Raw genomic sequence first — 16165 nt, 5'->3', positions numbered from 1 at the left:
TCGGCGCCGCAGGCAACCCCACAAGTGTAGGCGAAACCGCAGGTCCGGGCCAAATCGGTGTCGGAGGACGCCGCCCGAACGTCGTCGCCTGCCGCACTGCCCATTCTCCCCCGGGGCTCGATGCGAGCGCGATCTTTTCTGCGATCCGCACCCATCTGCACCGGTTCGTCACGCGAAGCACGAGCAGATCCAAGGTCACAGGGGCCACCACCAGCACCGACCGATCGGCCCGGCACGGCCGCCGTCGGTCACACCACGAGGAGGCACAGTGAGCACCGAGGTGAGCACGACTCACGTCACCGGAAGCCAGGTCGGGGCCGGGCACGCGGAAGGGCACGCGTTGCCTCTGACCGCTGCGCAGCGTGGCATCTTCTTCGCCCAGCAGCTCGACCCGGACATCCCGATGTCGGTCGCGGCGTTTGCCGAGTTCTTCGACGATGTGGACGCCGACGTCATGGACCGGGCCGTACGGTCGACGGCGCACGACACCGAGTCGGGCCTGCTGCGCGTTGTCGACGACGAGGACGGCGAGCCACGCATCGTCGTCGACCGTGCCAGGACGATCGAGCTCGGGCTCCTCGACTTCTCCGATGCCGAGGATCCTCGTGGGCGCGCGCTGGCGTGGATCGACGAGCACCGGTCACGACGCGTCGACGTCTACTCCGATCCGCTCCTCGAGACATATCTGCTGCGCCTCGGCCCCCACCATGTGCTCTGGTACTGCTGGGGCCATCACGTGGCCTTCGACGGATACGCCGCCATGTTCATGATGGTCCGGGTCGCCGCGCACTACACCGCGATGACGACAGGCACCGCAGTTCCCCCGTCGACGAGTGCGTCGATGTCGCAGATCGCCGACATCGACCACGACTACCGCGCATCCGCCGCGTTCGTCGAAGCCCGCAAATTCTGGGAGCAGCGCCTACGCCCCGGGGGTGCCGACGCTCCGCCACCCACCTCGTTGTCGACGGCAAGCGCGCCCGCGGCGCCCGTCGCCGCGGTCGAGAGCGTCGAACTCGACGCCGACCTCGTCGAGACCATCCGGGCTCGCGCCGCCGAGCACGGTGTGCGGACGGCCTCGGTGATCACCGCGGCAGTGGCCCTCTATCTGGCCCGGCTCAACGACCGTGACGACGCCATGCTGAGTCTCCCTGTCGCGTGCCGCGACACCGACCTGTTGCGTACCTCCGCAGGACTCACGTCGAACGTCGTGCCGGTGGGTATGGGCTTCGACGCCACCACCACGATTGCCGATGCACTGCGCATCACGAACTCCGACATCAAGCACGCGGTGCGGCATCAGCGTTATCGCCACGAGGAGATCAGTGCCGACATCCTGGGCCGAACCGACGGCACACGCGGGTTCTTCGGCCCCATGGTCAACGTGATGCTCTTCTTCGAGCACATCGACTTCGGCTCGCTACGCGGTGCGCTGAACGTGCTGTCCACCGGTCCCGTCGAAGACGCGTCGATCAATGTCTACGACGGATTCACCGGCGGCATGAGACTCGACCTCGAGGCCAACCCGAACCTCTACTCCGCCGCGGACATCACTCGGCACCACAGCCGAATCGTCGACTTCCTCCGACGCTTCGCCACCGCCCCGGCACACACACCGGTCGTCGACCTCGTGCCCGCGACGTCGGCGGAGATGGAAGCCATCGACGACGCCGCGCACGGGCGCAGCGTCGACGACGACGGGTCGACGCTGCTGTCTCTGCTCGACGAAGGGTTCGCCGACAGCATCGCAACTCACGTTGCGGTCATCGAACCCGACGTCGCCCAACTCGACATCGCAACGTTCACCGCACGTGCACGCGCCGCTGCAGCATCACTCTCGTCACGCGGCATCGGACCCGAATCGGTTGTCGGGGTTGCTCTTCCACGCAGCGCTGACCAGGTGCTCGCGCTCCATGCGGTGATCAGGTCCGGCGCAGCGTTTCTGCCGATCGATCCGGCCGAGCCGCCGCACCGACTCGCACACATCCTCGAGACCGCCAGACCTGCTGCCGTCATCGCAGCGCCGGAGTGGTCTTCGCAGACCGGCTCGTCGGACACACCCGACGACATCGCGACGACGCTGCTGTCGCTGGACGAGTTGACAGCAGCGCCCGACCCGGCCGTGCACGTCGCGTCGGCACATCCGCGCGCACCCCGCCCCGACCATCCCGCGTACGTGCTCTTCACCTCGGGATCGACCGGGCGCCCAAAGGGTGTCGTGATCGACCACCGAGCCATCGTCAACCGGCTCCGCTGGATGCAGGACCACTACCACCTGACCGCCGATGACCGGGTGCTGCAGAAGACCCCGGCGACATTCGACGTCTCTGTCTGGGAGTTCTTCTGGCCCTTCATCGCGGGCGCCACGCTCGTCGTGGCCCGCCCCGACGGACACCGCGACCCGTGGTATCTACGCGACGTGATCGCCGAACATGGCATCACCACAGTGCATTTCGTGCCGTCGATGCTGTCGGCGTTCGCGGAGGCCCACATGGACGAGGCGGCGTCGTCACGCGACTCGCTCAGTTCGCTGCGACAGATCTTCACCAGCGGTGAGGCGCTCGCTCCCGCGACCGTGGGCGCGATCCGAGCACTGACGTCGGCGCCGGTCCACAACCTCTACGGTCCGACAGAAGCCGCCATCGACGTGACCTTTCACGATGCATGTCGCAGCGACGCTGGTGATGTGCCGATCGGTGCGCCCGTCGACAACACCAGTGCCCACGTGCTCGACCATCACCTGATGCCGCAGCCGATCGGGGCGGTCGGGGAGCTCTACCTCGGCGGCGTTCAACTTGCGCGCGGCTACGCGAACCGCCCCGACCTGACGGCAGCGCGGTTCGTCGCCGATCCACGCCGTGACGGCGCGAGGCTCTACCGCACCGGCGACCTCGTGCGCCGACGCGCGAGCGGCGAGATCGACTACCTCGGACGTGCCGACTCGCAGGTCAAGATCCGCGGACAGCGGGTCGAGCCAGGGGAGGTCGAATCGGCGCTCTCGACGCTGCCCGGCGTTCACGCGGCTGCGGTCGTCGCTCTCGACGATGCCGAGGTCGGAGGCACCGTGCTCGTCGGGTACGTCTCCGGCTCTGACGAGCTCGACTCCAGGGACCTCCGTGGCGAACTTGCTGAACACGTTCCGGCGCACATGGTTCCGACGACCATCTGTGTGTTGCCCGCTCTTCCGACGACCACCAACGGCAAGCTCGACCGCTCGGCGCTTCCCTCCCCGACACGGCCTGCCCCGGCCACAGGGCGAGTGGAACCGCGCACGGCACTCGAACGCGCCGTGGCCGACACCGTGGCCGCCGTCCTCGGATCAGCCGTGCCGGTCTCGATGTCCGACAACCTCTTCTCGCTCGGCGGAAACTCGCTGTCGGCAACCAGGGTGAGCGCCCGCCTCGCACGTGTGACAGGGCACCGGCTGCCACTGCGCACCGTGTTCGACGCGCCCGATCTCGCAGCGCTCGCCGCGGCCCTGTCCAGCGCGGGTGTCCACGACGACGTACGGCCTGCCACGAGTTCTCCGCATGCCCGCGCGACACGCGGTCAGCGCATCCCGCTGTCACCCGCGCAGCACCGATTGTGGTTGACCGCACGCCTGGACCCGGATTCCGCAGCGGCATACCACATCCCATTCTCGATCCGACTCATCGGGACACTCGATGTCGAGGCGCTACACGCCGCCCTCGACGACGTCGTGACACGACATGAGCCGCTCCGCAGCACGGTGTCGGAGCGCGACGGCCAGGCATACCTCGACATCCATGCGCCAGGCGCCGTGTCGGTTGCCTTGCCCGTCGACGATCTTGCTCGCACCGACGAGGTCGACGGCGTCGAGAACGAGGTGGCACGACGCGCCGCAGACGTCGCCGCCGCGGGATTCGACCTCACCCGCGACATCCCGATCCGCGTCCGGTTGCTGCGCGCCGCGCCCGACGACCACACGCTCGTCGTGGTGATCCACCACCTCGCGGCGGACGGATGGTCGTTGGCTCCGTTCGCGGCCGACCTCGCGACCGCCTACCGTGCGCGTCTCACCGGAGCCGCGCCCGGGTGGAAGCCACTACCCGTCACCTACTCCGACGTCGCCGTCGGGCAGCAGGAAGCACTTCACGGTGACGTCTCCGCCGACCTCGACTTCTGGCGTGCACGCCTGACCGACGCTCCCACCGAAACCGAACTGCCGCACGACCGTCCGCGTACCCATCGCTCCGCCACGACCGGTGACGTCGTCTCCGTTCGCCTGCCGGCGGGGCGACACGGCGCACTGGCCGGTGTGGCCACCGACAACGACGCCACGCTGTTCATGGCCATCCATGCCGCGGTCGCCACGCTGCTCCGCGGTTTCGCCCAGAACGACGAGATCGTGCTCGGCACACCGGTGTCGGGTCGGGGTGACGCCGACGTTGACACCCTGGTGGGCATGTTCGTCAACACCCTCGCCCTGCCGACGCGCATCGACAAGAACGCCTCGTTTATCGAGATTCTCCGCGCCGTCCGTGACGCCGACCTCGATGCGTTCGACCACGCCGACGTCCCGTTCGACCACCTGGTCAACGAACTGAACCCGCAGCGGTCGGCGCAGGTGCATCCGTTCTTCCAGGTGTCGGTGTCGGTCGACAACCGCGACGACATCACGATCGACCTGCCGGGACTGACGGCCACCGCGACACCCGTCGAGATCGGACGCGCCAAGTTCGACCTCTCGTTCACCTTCGTCGAGCACACCGACGACAACGGCAGCCCGGCCGGTATGGACGTCGAGATCAGCTACGCCACAGAACTGTTCGACGCCGCCACCGTCTCGGGCCTCGGCAGCCGACTCGCGAAGATCATCGCCGCGATCACCGTCGATCCGACGCGACCGGTCGGCGACATCGGCATGCTCGACCTCGGCGAGCGACTTGGGCTCGTCCCGGCCGTCGGCGCGGGAACCCGACCCGTCGAACACTTCTCGTCGATCATCGCGGCAGCGGTGGCCACCGAGCCCGATCGGATCGCGGTGACCGACGGCATCACGTCGCTGACCTATCGTGAACTAGACGCCGGTGCCGAGCTTCTCGCCGAGCGGTTACGCAGCGAAGGAATCGGTCCCGAGGACTTCGTCGCAGTCGCCCTGCCGCGGGGAATCGACTGGGTGCGTACGGTTTGGGCGGTGACGCGGTGCGGCGCCGCATGGGTGCCGATCGATCCCACCTATCCACCCGCACGCATCGACTTCATGCTCACGGATTCCGGCGCCTGCCTGCTGGTGACCGACACCGGGTCGCTCGCCACACTCGGCACGGCAGCGCAACACATCTCGACGCTCACCCTCGATGACCTGAAACCTTCCGATGGTCGATCCACTGCCCGCACGGCCGACCTCTCCGTCGACCAACCCGCGTACATGATCTACACCTCCGGGACGACGGGCACACCCAAGGGTGTCGTCGTCAGCCACCGAGGGCTCGCCGACTTCGCTGCGCAACAGGTGTCGCAGTTCGGACTCCGCGCCGACAGTCGCACGATGCACATGGCGTCACCGAGCTTCGACGCCTCGGTCCTCGAATTGCTCATGGCGTTCTCCGCGGCATCGACCATGCGGATCGTCGGACCCGACGCCGCCGCGGGCGCGGAGCTGACCGACCTGATGCGTTCGGCAGGTGTGACCCACGCGTTCCTCACACCGTCGCTGCTCACCACCATGGATCCCACCGCGGTACCGGAGTTGGACGTTCTGGTGATCGGCGGCGAGCATCCCAATCCCGAGGCAGTGCGTCGGTGGTCGGGGACGACAACCATCTTTAACGCCTACGGCCCCACCGAAACCACGGTCGTGGCAACGGTGTCCGACCCGATCGTCGACACCGCGACGAGCGACTACTCCCCGCGAGTCACCATCGGCAGGCCGATCCGCGGGGTGTCGACGGTCGTGCTCGACGAACGTCTGCAGCCGGTCGCCCCCGGTACGACGGGTGAACTCTACGTCGCGGGAACCCATCTCGCGCGTGGCTATCACGGGGTCCACGGGCTCACCTCGAAGCGGTTCGTCGCCAATCCGTTCGGCGACCCCGGAGATCGGATGTATCGCACGGGTGACCTGGTCCGGTGGACGCGTGATCATCGCCTTGAGTTCCGAGGGCGCGCCGACCACCAGGCCAAGGTACGTGGACATCGCATCGAGCTCGGCGAGGTCGACGCCGCACTCACCGCACTCGACGAGGTGGTGGCATCGGTCAGTGTCGTCGACGGTGACGGTGCCACCGCACGCCTGGTCTCATTCGTCGCCCTCGACCGCACCCGATCGGAGCAGATCAGCTCTCGTGCGCACGCCGAGATCCAATCCAGGCTGCGAGACCGTCTGCCGCGACACATGATCCCGACGGCCATCGTCGTCGTCCCGGAGATCCCGACCACTCCCGCGGGCAAGATCGACATGCGCGCCCTACCAACGCCCGACGCCGCAGCCACACGCGACGCCGACGTGACGGCTCCACGCACCGAGGCCGAACGCACGATCATGTCCCTGTTCGCCGAGGTGCTCGGCCGATCGGCCGACGACGTCGGTGTCGACGACGACTTCTTCGACCTCGGTGGAAACTCGCTACTCGCGACACAGCTGGCCGACTCCGTCGGACAGCGCACCGGTACCCGAGTGCCCGTTCGCGAGATCTTCGACCATCCGACCGTTGCTGAACTCGCCCTGCAGTGGGCGGGACCCGCCGGCGACCTGCTCGCGGGAGCACACGGTGAACCCCAAACCGAACACGCACTCCTGCAGCATGATCCGACCTCGCCGGTGACACCGGGACCCGCCCAGGAACAGCTCTGGTTCCTCAACACGCTCGGGAACGACACCGCTGACGACGACCTTCCGCCCGCCTCCTATTCGATCGCCTTCGCACTCGACATTCGCGGCCCGCTCGACGTGGACGCGCTCGAGGGTGCTCTGAACTGGGTGATCGACAGGCACGAGCCACTGCGAACGGTCTACCCCGAAAGCGACGGCCGCCCCGAGCTGTCGGTCTGCTCCGGTGACAGCGTGGTGCTCCACGTCGATGCAGATGTGTCGGTGGACCAGTGGGCTCGTGTCGCTGAGGCATTGGCGCAGCGTCCGTTCGACCTCACCCGGGACCTACCGATCCGAGTCCGACTACACCGGCTGACCGACGAACCCCACCACCACAAACTGACCGTCGTCGTGCATCACATCGCCGCCGACGGCGCGTCGATGGCGCCACTCGCGCATGACCTCGCGGGCGCCTACGCGGATCTGTCCGATGGTCGATCACCATCGGCAGATCCGCTCCCCCTCGTCTACCGCGACTTCCTCCGCTGGCAGCGCGAGTCGCTCGATACCCGTCTTCCCGCGCTCACCGAGTGGTGGCGCACCGCGCTCGACGGCGTCGACTCCGCACCGGTCCTGCTTCCCGATGCCCCCGACGCTCACGATGTAGATGTCGAACAGGGCGCCGACGTCGTCGAAGTAGCCCTCGACCGCGGGCTACGCGAACGCCTCACCGAACTGGGCGGTGCGACGACCACCGAGTTCATGGCCATCCACGCGGTACTCGCAGCACTGCTGCGCAGGCATTGCGCCGACCCCGATGTCCACACCGTCGGCGCCGACGCCGATATCGTCATCGGAACCCCCGTCGCCGGCCGTGCCGATCCGCGCCTCGCGGGCCTGGTCGGGATGTTCGTCAACTCCGTCGTGTTGCGGACCCGTGTCGACGGCGGGTGGTCGGCCGCCGAACTCTTCGACGAAGTACGTCGGGCCGATCTCGATGCCCTGTCGCACGCCGACATGCCGTTCGACGCTGTGGTGGCTGCCGTGCGCCCACCCCGAACAGGCCGCCACCCGCTGTTCACCATCTCACTGACCGTCGACGACGATCCGCTCACGACGTCCGACATCGCACTCGGTGACCTCCGCACCGCGGTCGAGGAAGTCGACACCGGCGCAGTCAGGTTCGACCTCGAGGTGCAGTCGCGCGGCGACACCCTGCGCATGACGTTCGCCACCGACGTCTTCACCCGCTCCCGCGTCGAGAAGTTGGCGGACGATTTCGTCGAACTCGCGCGCCAGCTCGTGACACACCCGCGCAAACGCATCGACGAGCATCTCGTCAACGCCCCGTCGACGGCCACCGCGGTCTCCCCGGACCCGGTACATCTCGCCGATCTGCTCGATCTCACAGCCACACGGCACCGCGATCTCGTCGCTGTCGTGGACGGCGACATGACCCTGACCTATGCCGAACTCGACGACCTGTCCGCACAGTGGGCGGCCGGATTGCGCAACGAGGGCGTGGGGCCAGAACACATCGTGGCAGTGGCACTTCCGAGGTCGTGGCGTTTCGTCGCGGCACTGTGGGCGGTACTTCGCGCAGGTGGCGTGGTCCTGCCCATCGATCCGCGATATCCCGCCGAGCGCATCGCGCACATGATCCGAGACTGCGACACACACGTGGGGATCACCGATCCGGACACCGCCATCGCAAAACACTCCACATCCGACGTGCGCTGGCTGACCCCCGAGATACTGGAACAACCGGGGGGTTCGACCACCGCCCCCGCTCCCCGCCGAGCGGATGCCGCCGCCTACGTGATCTACACGTCCGGCTCGACGGGTACGCCCAAGGGCGTCGCGGTGACCCACCGGGGAATCGGGGCGTTCAGTCAGAGCCAGCGTGATCGCTACGACGTCCACTCCGGCGACCGCACACTGCATTTCGCGTCGCCCGGCTTCGACGCGACATTCCTCGAGTTCCTCCTCGCCTTCGACGCCGGCGCCACGATGGTCATCGCGCCACCGACGATCTACGGCGGCGACGAACTCGTCGACTTCCTCGACGACACCGCCGTCACGCACGCGTTCATCACGCCGGCCGCGCTCATGGCCGCCACCCCTCGACCGCTTCCACAACTGCGGACCCTCGGTGTCGGCGGTGAGGCGTCGCCACCCGAGCTCGTCGCGGCCTGGGCTCCGGGCAGACACTACGTCAACTGTTACGGACCGACGGAGACGACGATCGTCGCCACCATGTCGCAGCCGTTGCAGCCAGGCGATGACATCACGATCGGCGAGCCGGTGAACGGCTGCACGGCACTGGTTCTCGACCACAGGTTGGCTCCTGTCCGCGACCAGGTGCCCGGCGAACTGTATCTGGCAGGTCCGGGAATCGCTCGCGGATATCTCGGCCGTCCCAGCCTCACCGCAAGTCGATTCGTCGCCGACCCCCGTGTGTCGGGAGCGCTCATGTACCGCACGGGCGACGTCGTCCACCGCACCACCTCCGGTTCACTGGTGTTCGACGGTCGCAGCGACAACCAGGTCAAGGTGCGTGGATTCCGTATCGAACTGGACGAGGTCAGCAGCGCTCTGGCAACACATCCCGACGTCGACACCGCGATCACCGTCGTCCACGGCGAGGGCGCCGACGCCCGCTTGATCGCGTACGTGTCGTCGAGAGCGGCCGACACACTCAGCGACAGCGCACTCATCGCGCACGTCGCACGTACCCTCCCGCGACAGATGGTGCCGTCGAACGTCGTCGTGCTCGATCGGTTGCCGCTGACGCCCAACGGGAAGATCGATCGTCGGTCACTGCCCGTACCCGACACACCCACGACAGCCCTGACCGCAACGACGAGCGCCACAACAGATCTGACGACCGCTGCCGAGCGTCGTGTCGCCACGGCCATGGCGGCCGTGCTCGGTGTGCGCGCTGACAGCCTCGGTCCCGACACCGACTTCTTCGAGTCCGGGGGTACCTCGCTGCAGGCGACCACTCTCGCTGCCAGGCTCGGCACCGGCGACGGTCACCGACTGCGCGTTCGCGAGATCTTCGACAATCCGACGGTGCGCGCTCTGGCCACGCTCGTCGGTGAGACCGAGCCGACAGCCACGGCGACGAAGACACCGGTGATCCCCCCGCGTGGCAGTGTCATTCCGATCGCGCCGATGCAGCGTCGACTGTTGTCGCTCGCACGCGCCAACTCCGCGTCGACCGACTACCTGATGCCCTTCACACTGCGCCTGACCGGCCCCCTCGACCGCCGAGCGCTGCGTGACGCGCTGGTCGATCTCGCGTCGCGGCACGCCGGTCTGCGCACCATCTACCCGCCCGCCTCGGCCGGTGGCCTGCTCATCGGGGCGGAACGGACCATCGGGCACATGCAGCCACTCGGCTACCGCAGTGACGATGATGCGACCGCGCTGATCACGCACCTGTGTGCCATACCCATCGACATCTCGACGCAGCCTCCCCTGCGCGTGCACCTGCTGACCCGGATCTCCGACGACACCACCGTCGAGCACATCCTGGTTCTCGTCGTGCACCATGTCGCCGCCGACGGCGCGTCGCTGCCGGTGCTGGTCGACGACCTGTCCACGGCATACGCAGAGCGACGTCGGGGGCGCCGGACCGGCTGGCAGGCGGCGTCTTTCGACTACCGCGACTACGCGGCGCTGGCCGCGACGTCTGCACGTCACTCGTCCGACGGGGACCGACTGGCCTACTGGACGACGGCGTTGGCAGGGGCACCGGCCGACACCGCACCCACACCGATGCGGCCCGTCCGGTCGAGCACCCCCGGCACACCGGACGGCTCCATCTCCACCGCCGCCTCCATGTCGGCCGATGCCGTGCCGGCCGCCGACTCTGTGTCGGTACCGCTCGACGACGAGCTCCGACGTGCCGTGACGGAGTGTGCCCGCGCGCATTCGACGACACCGTTCACCGTCCTCCACACCGCGTTGTCCACTCTGCTGTACCGCCTCGGAGTCGGCTCGGACGTGGTGATCGGCACACCGGTCGCGAACCGAGTACTGCATGATTCGCCGGATACCGATCTCGCCCGGGTGGTCGGCATGTTCGTGAACACGGTGGCTCTGCGCACGCGGATCGACGGCTCCGAACCCGTCGGCGAACTGCTCGGTCGGCTGCGCGACGACGACCTCGACGCCCTCGATCACGGGGACGTTCCGTTCGACGATGTCGTCGCCGCAGTCAATCCCGACCGGTCGGCCGGGGGCCACCCGCTCTTCGACGTCGCGCTGTCCGTCCACGATTTCGGCGCCGACATCGCGCACGGCCGCATCCAGCTCGTCGACGGACTCGTCGGTGAGGTCGGCGAAGTGGGTGCCGCGCAGGCGAAGTTCGCTCTGCAGTTCACTCTCGCGGGCCTGCAGTCATCCGACGCGGCCCTGGAGGTGACGTACGCGACGAACCGCTATCGTCACTGCGAGGCACACGATCTCGCCGTCAGGTTCCTGCGAGTGGTGCGCGCGATCACCACCGACACCGAGCGAGCCGTGGGTGACATCCGCGTCACCGATCCGCTCGAGGTGGCCGACGTGGCACCGGCCAGCGGCCCACGTCCCGGCGAGCCGATGACCTTCGGCGAAATCCTGGACGCAGCCGTGACTTGCGGCCAGGACCACATCGCCGCGACCGACGGCGTCGTCGACATCACCTACCGCGAACTCGACGCCCGCGCGCACCGACTGGCACGCCTACTCCTCGGCCGTGGCATCGGCGGCGGCGCACGACCGGGTTCCGATCCGGAACCGGTGGTGGCCATGGCCATCCCCCGGTCCATCGAGGCGCTGGTGGCGATCTGGGCGATCGTGCGATCCGGCGCGGCGTACGTACCGGTCGATCCGACGTATCCGCCCGAGCGGATTGCGCACATGCTCGCCGACAGTGGCGCGCAGCTCGTCGTCACCGACACCGCGACCCGTGACCGGTTGCCGTCGACCGCACCGGTGATCGCCGTCGACGACGACGCCGTTCTCGCCCGTCTGGCGCGCCAGTCGTCGGCGCCGCTCACAAGCGCCGAGGCCATCCCCGCTCGCCCGGACCAGTTGGCGTACATCATCTACACCTCCGGCTCGACGGGACGTCCGAAGGGTGTGCTCGTGCCGCACTCCGGTTTGCGCGCGGTGCGAGACGAGTTGCGCACCCGTATGTCTCCCGACTCGCGTTCACGAGTGCTGCACTTCGCGTCGCCGAGTTTCGACGCGTCGGTTCTGGAGTTCTTGCTGGCAGCTGCGGGCTCCGCATGTCTGGTCATCGCACCGACCGACCTGTACGGGGGCGAACCGCTCGCGCGGTTCCTCACCGACAACCGTGTGACGCACGCGTTCATCACACCTGCTGCCATCGCGAGCATGTCGCCGGCCGACGTCTCGACGCTGCACTGCTTGGCGATCGGTGGAGAAGCCTTCGGCGCCGATCTCGCCCGGCGGTGGGGCGCGGGCCACCGGGGATCGGGACGTCAGCGCGGATCGCAGAGCCGCCGGGTCATCAACGTCTACGGTCCCACCGAGACCACGGTGATCACCACGGCGAGCGACCCGCTGCGCGCACACGACGAATTGACCATGGGCACACCGAACAACGGCGTGAGCGCACTCGTCCTCGACGCCAGGCTCCACCCCGTTCCGGTCGGTGTCATCGGCGAGCTGTACCTGATCGGTTCGCAGGTGACCCGCGGCTATCACCGTCGACCGGGACTCACGGCGTCGCGGTACGTACCGGTCCCGATGGTCGCCGGAGACGAGTTCGCCGGCCGTCGCATGTACCGCACCGGCGATCTGGTGCGGTGGACGGCCGACGGGAGACTGTCCTACGTGACGCGCAGCGACAGCCAGGTGCAGGTGCGCGGCTTCCGGATCGAACTCGGCGAGATCGACGACGCGCTCGCCGCGGACCCCCGCGTCGACTTCGCGGTGACCGTCGTCGGCGGCGTCGAGCCCCCGTCCGACCACGCAGCGACAGGCAATGGCGCTCGACTGGACAGTTACGTGACCCTCGTCGGCGATGCCGGGAATTCAGGTATCACCGACGACGAGCTACGACGTGCTGTGGCACAACGCCTTCCGCGCCACATGGTGCCTGCGACGGTGACGATTCTCGACGAGATCCCGTTGACCCCTGTCGGCAAACTCGACCGTGCCGCCCTGCCCGCACCGGTGATCGTGCGGCGTGGCCGAGTTCCGCGACCCGGGACCGAATCGACGATCTGCGAGGTGTTCGCCGAAGTCCTCGAGCTGCCCGTCGACGAGGTCGCCGCGGATGCCAGCTTCTTCGATCTCGGCGGGAACTCCTTGCAGGCAACGACTCTCACCGATCGACTGACGTCGGTGCTCGGCATCGAGATACGTGCCCACCATGTGTTCGCTGCGCCAACAGCCGCCGAACTGGCTGCCGGTCTCGACCAGGCGACCGGTGGGTCGGAGCCGACTGCGGCCACCGACTCCCGCGCTGCGTGGCAGGTACTGATACCACTGCGCACGACGCCCGAGCACTCCACCCCGGTCAACACACCGCTGTTCGCGGTCCACCCGGCGATCGGGCTGTCCTGGGCGTTCGCGTCGTTGCTGCCCCACCTCGAACCCGGACGCGCCGTCTACGGACTGCAGAATCCCGAACTGTCCGGCCGGCGGGCGCCGTCGTCACTGGGCGAGCTGGCCGCGTACTACGCCGAGCAGATCCAGTCGGTACAGCCCACCGGGCCCTACCATCTGCTCGGCTGGTCGCTCGGCGGCCTGATCGCACAGGAGATCGCGGTCATTCTCGCCGAGAGTGGCGAGCACGTGGCCGATCTGACGATTCTCGATTGCTACGTGCTCTCCGACCGTCCCGATCTCGCCACCGAATCGTCGGTTGCAGAGCTGATGAGCGAATTCGGTATCACCACCACCGATCTCACCGACACGTCCGACGTCGACGCCGCCTGGCATGCGGTACGACACGCGGGTGGTCTTCTCGGCGGGCTCTCGAGAGCGGAGTTCGGTGCGGTGCACCACGTGTTCGAGAATGCGGGTGCGCTGGCACATCCGTGGCGTCCGCGGGTGTTCCACGGAGACGTCACCTTCGTGTCCGCGACCAGGGCCGCACAGCCCGGCGCACCGGCGGTCGACGGGTGGCACCCCTACATCGACGGAACGATCCACAACATCGACGTCGACTGCTCACACGCACGAATGCTGTTGCCGGAGAATGTGATCTCCTTTGCCGACGTCCTATCCCCACGGCCGCGTCGAACGGCGCGGCACCACATCGAGAGGAATGACTCATGACCAACCCGTTCGACGACGTCAACGGCGTGTTCCTGGTCCTGGTGAACCACGAGAACCAGCATTCGCTGTGGCCTCGGTTCGCTCCGGTCCCCGCCGGTTGGCGCAGCGTGTTCGGGCCATCCGGCCACGACGAATGTCTGGCCTACGTCGAGGAGAACTGGACCGATCTGCGGCCCGCGAGCCTCATCGAAGCGATGGAAGGGAGCAGTCATGCCGACCGGGCGACACAGGATGACTGATCCCATCGACATCCCGACCACCAACGCGCTGGAATTGCGGGGTGTACGAAAGGTGTTCACCTCCGGCCTCGGGCGGCGCCGACGCATCGTCACGGCCGTGGACGGCCTCGACCTGACGATCCCCGCGGGCACCGTCCACGCCCTCCTCGGCCCGAACGGGGCCGGTAAGACCACCACCGTCCGAATGGTGGCGACGCTGCTGCGTCCCGATGCGGGCACGGTGACCGTCGACGGGATCGACGCGCTGCGCGAACCCGACCGTGCACGCGAGATCATTGGCGTCTCAGGACAATACGCCGCAGTGGACGGAACCCTCACCGGTTTCGAGAACCTACGCATGGTCGCGCAGCTCTACGGCCACCGACGACGCGAAGCGGCCGAACTGGCGCGGGACATGATCACCGACCTCGGACTCGGCGACGCCGCCGATCGTCCGATGCGCACCTATTCGGGCGGCATGCGGCGGCGGCTCGACCTCGCGGGAGCGCTCGTCAATCGTCCGCGTCTGGTCATCCTGGACGAGCCGACGACGGGACTCGACCCGCGCGGTCGTCGACAGATCTGGGATCTGATCGCGTCACAGGTGCGCGCGGGTACCACCGTGCTGCTGACGACGCAGTACCTCGAGGAGGCCGACACGCTTGCCGACGAGATCACCGTGATAGACCACGGTCGGATTCGTGCACAGGGTAGCGCCGAGCAACTCAAGAACTCGATCACACCGGAGATCCTGACCGTCGAGTTCGACGCCGAACCCACCGGCGCGCAAGCGGTTCTCGTTTCGAGGACGCTCGCCGCGATCGGGGTCGGATCGCCGAACCGGTCGGCCCCCGACCAGTGGTCGGTGCCCGTTGCCGAGGGCGCGCACGACATCCCCGACGTTGTCCGCGCACTCGATGCGGTCGGCACACCGGTACGCAGTGTCTCGGTGGCCGGGCCGACGCTCGACGACGTCTTCCTGCAGCTGACCGACCACGCTGTCAGCACCGACAGCGTCGCGACACCGACCGACGACGTACGGGAGACCGCTGATGTTCACTGACACCGCCGTCATAGTCGAGCGCAATCTGCTCACGGTTCGACGGATTCCCACGCTGCTCGTCAGCGCGACGATCCAGCCCCTGATGTTCGTGTTCCTCTTCGCCTACGTGTTCGGTGCGACGTTCGGCGGACACTCCTACCGCGAGTACCTCATGGCCGGGATCTTCACGCAGACAGTCGTGTTCAACGCCGCGTTCACCACGGTCGGACTCGCCAACGACATGTCGGACGGAATCATCGATCGACTCCGTTCGCTGCCGATGTCGCGGCTCGCGGTCATCGCCGGTCGGGTCGGATCGGACATGCTCCTCGGCCTCGTCGGTCTCGCGGTCATGGTCGTCAGTGGTCTCGTCATAGGGTGGCGGATACACGGATCTGTGGCCGATGCGGCGATCGCGTTCGGGGTGATCGTGTTGTTCGCCCTCGCGATGGCATGGGTGGGAGCGGTCACCGGACTGACGGCGCCGAATGTCGAAGTGGCACAGAGCATCGGATTCCTGTGGATGTTTCCCGTGACGTTCTTGTCGTCGGCGTTCATCTCCGCGGCCAGTCTGCCGGGGCCGTTACGGACTGTGGCGGAGTGGAATCCGGTCACAGCCGTGGCAACCACGAGCCGTGAACATCTCGGCAACGGCGCACCACGAGACTTCGTGCCCCCGTCGGGCTGGGTCGCCGAGCACGCCCTCGGCTATTCGATCGGCTGGAGCATCGCCATCCTCGCCGTGTGCATGCCGTTGTCGCTGATGCTCTACCGTCGCGCGGCGAGCAGATGAATCCGGCCCGAAGCGACCGAGCCGTACCTGACGCG

At 67.7% G+C, this 16165-nt stretch carries 4 protein-coding genes; all 4 read left to right on the top strand.

What is annotated here, in order from left to right; genetic code table 11:
- Positions 1–268 precede the first annotated feature (268 nt).
- From LK459_RS16125 to LK459_RS16110, 4 genes are read left to right on the top strand one after another with little or no spacing between them, the layout of a single operon-like run.
- On the top strand, positions 269–14077 hold the full coding sequence (locus LK459_RS16125) for a non-ribosomal peptide synthetase (RefSeq protein WP_227919543.1): 13809 nt from the start codon (positions 269–271) through the stop codon (positions 14075–14077).
- Positions 14074–14316 carry an MbtH family protein gene (locus LK459_RS16120; protein ID WP_227919542.1) on the top strand — a complete coding sequence of 81 codons (243 nt, stop codon included), beginning with the start codon at positions 14074–14076 and terminating at the stop codon, positions 14314–14316. The genes LK459_RS16125 and LK459_RS16120 overlap by 4 nt, the downstream gene beginning before the upstream one ends.
- Entirely contained in the window at positions 14309–15358 is a 1050-nt protein-coding gene (locus LK459_RS16115; protein ID WP_227919540.1) for an ATP-binding cassette domain-containing protein, read from the top strand. The genes LK459_RS16120 and LK459_RS16115 overlap by 8 nt, the downstream gene beginning before the upstream one ends.
- The gene (locus LK459_RS16110; RefSeq protein WP_227919538.1) at positions 15348–16130 is read left to right on the top strand and encodes an ABC transporter permease; all 783 of its coding nucleotides are present in this window, start codon (positions 15348–15350) and stop codon (positions 16128–16130) included. Before LK459_RS16115 ends, LK459_RS16110 begins: the two co-directional genes overlap by 11 nt.
- Positions 16131–16165 lie beyond the last annotated feature (35 nt).

Source organism: Gordonia otitidis (genome assembly GCF_020735545.1).
GTDB classification, from domain to species: domain Bacteria; phylum Actinomycetota; class Actinomycetes; order Mycobacteriales; family Mycobacteriaceae; genus Gordonia; species Gordonia otitidis.
The sequence above is the reverse complement of the archived record's forward strand: the minus strand, read 5'-3'. Positions and strand labels throughout refer to the sequence as shown.

Bases quoted from the DNA above. Each gene is read 5' to 3' on its own strand.
- LK459_RS16120 (WP_227919542.1), top strand. From the start codon at position 14,074: ATGACCAACCCGTTCGACGACGTCAACGGCGTGTTCCTGGTCCTGGTG.
- LK459_RS16115 (WP_227919540.1), top strand. From the start codon at position 14,309: ATGACTGATCCCATCGACATCCCGACCACCAACGCGCTGGAATTGCGG.
- LK459_RS16110 (WP_227919538.1), top strand. From the start codon at position 15,348: ATGTTCACTGACACCGCCGTCATAGTCGAGCGCAATCTGCTCACGGTT.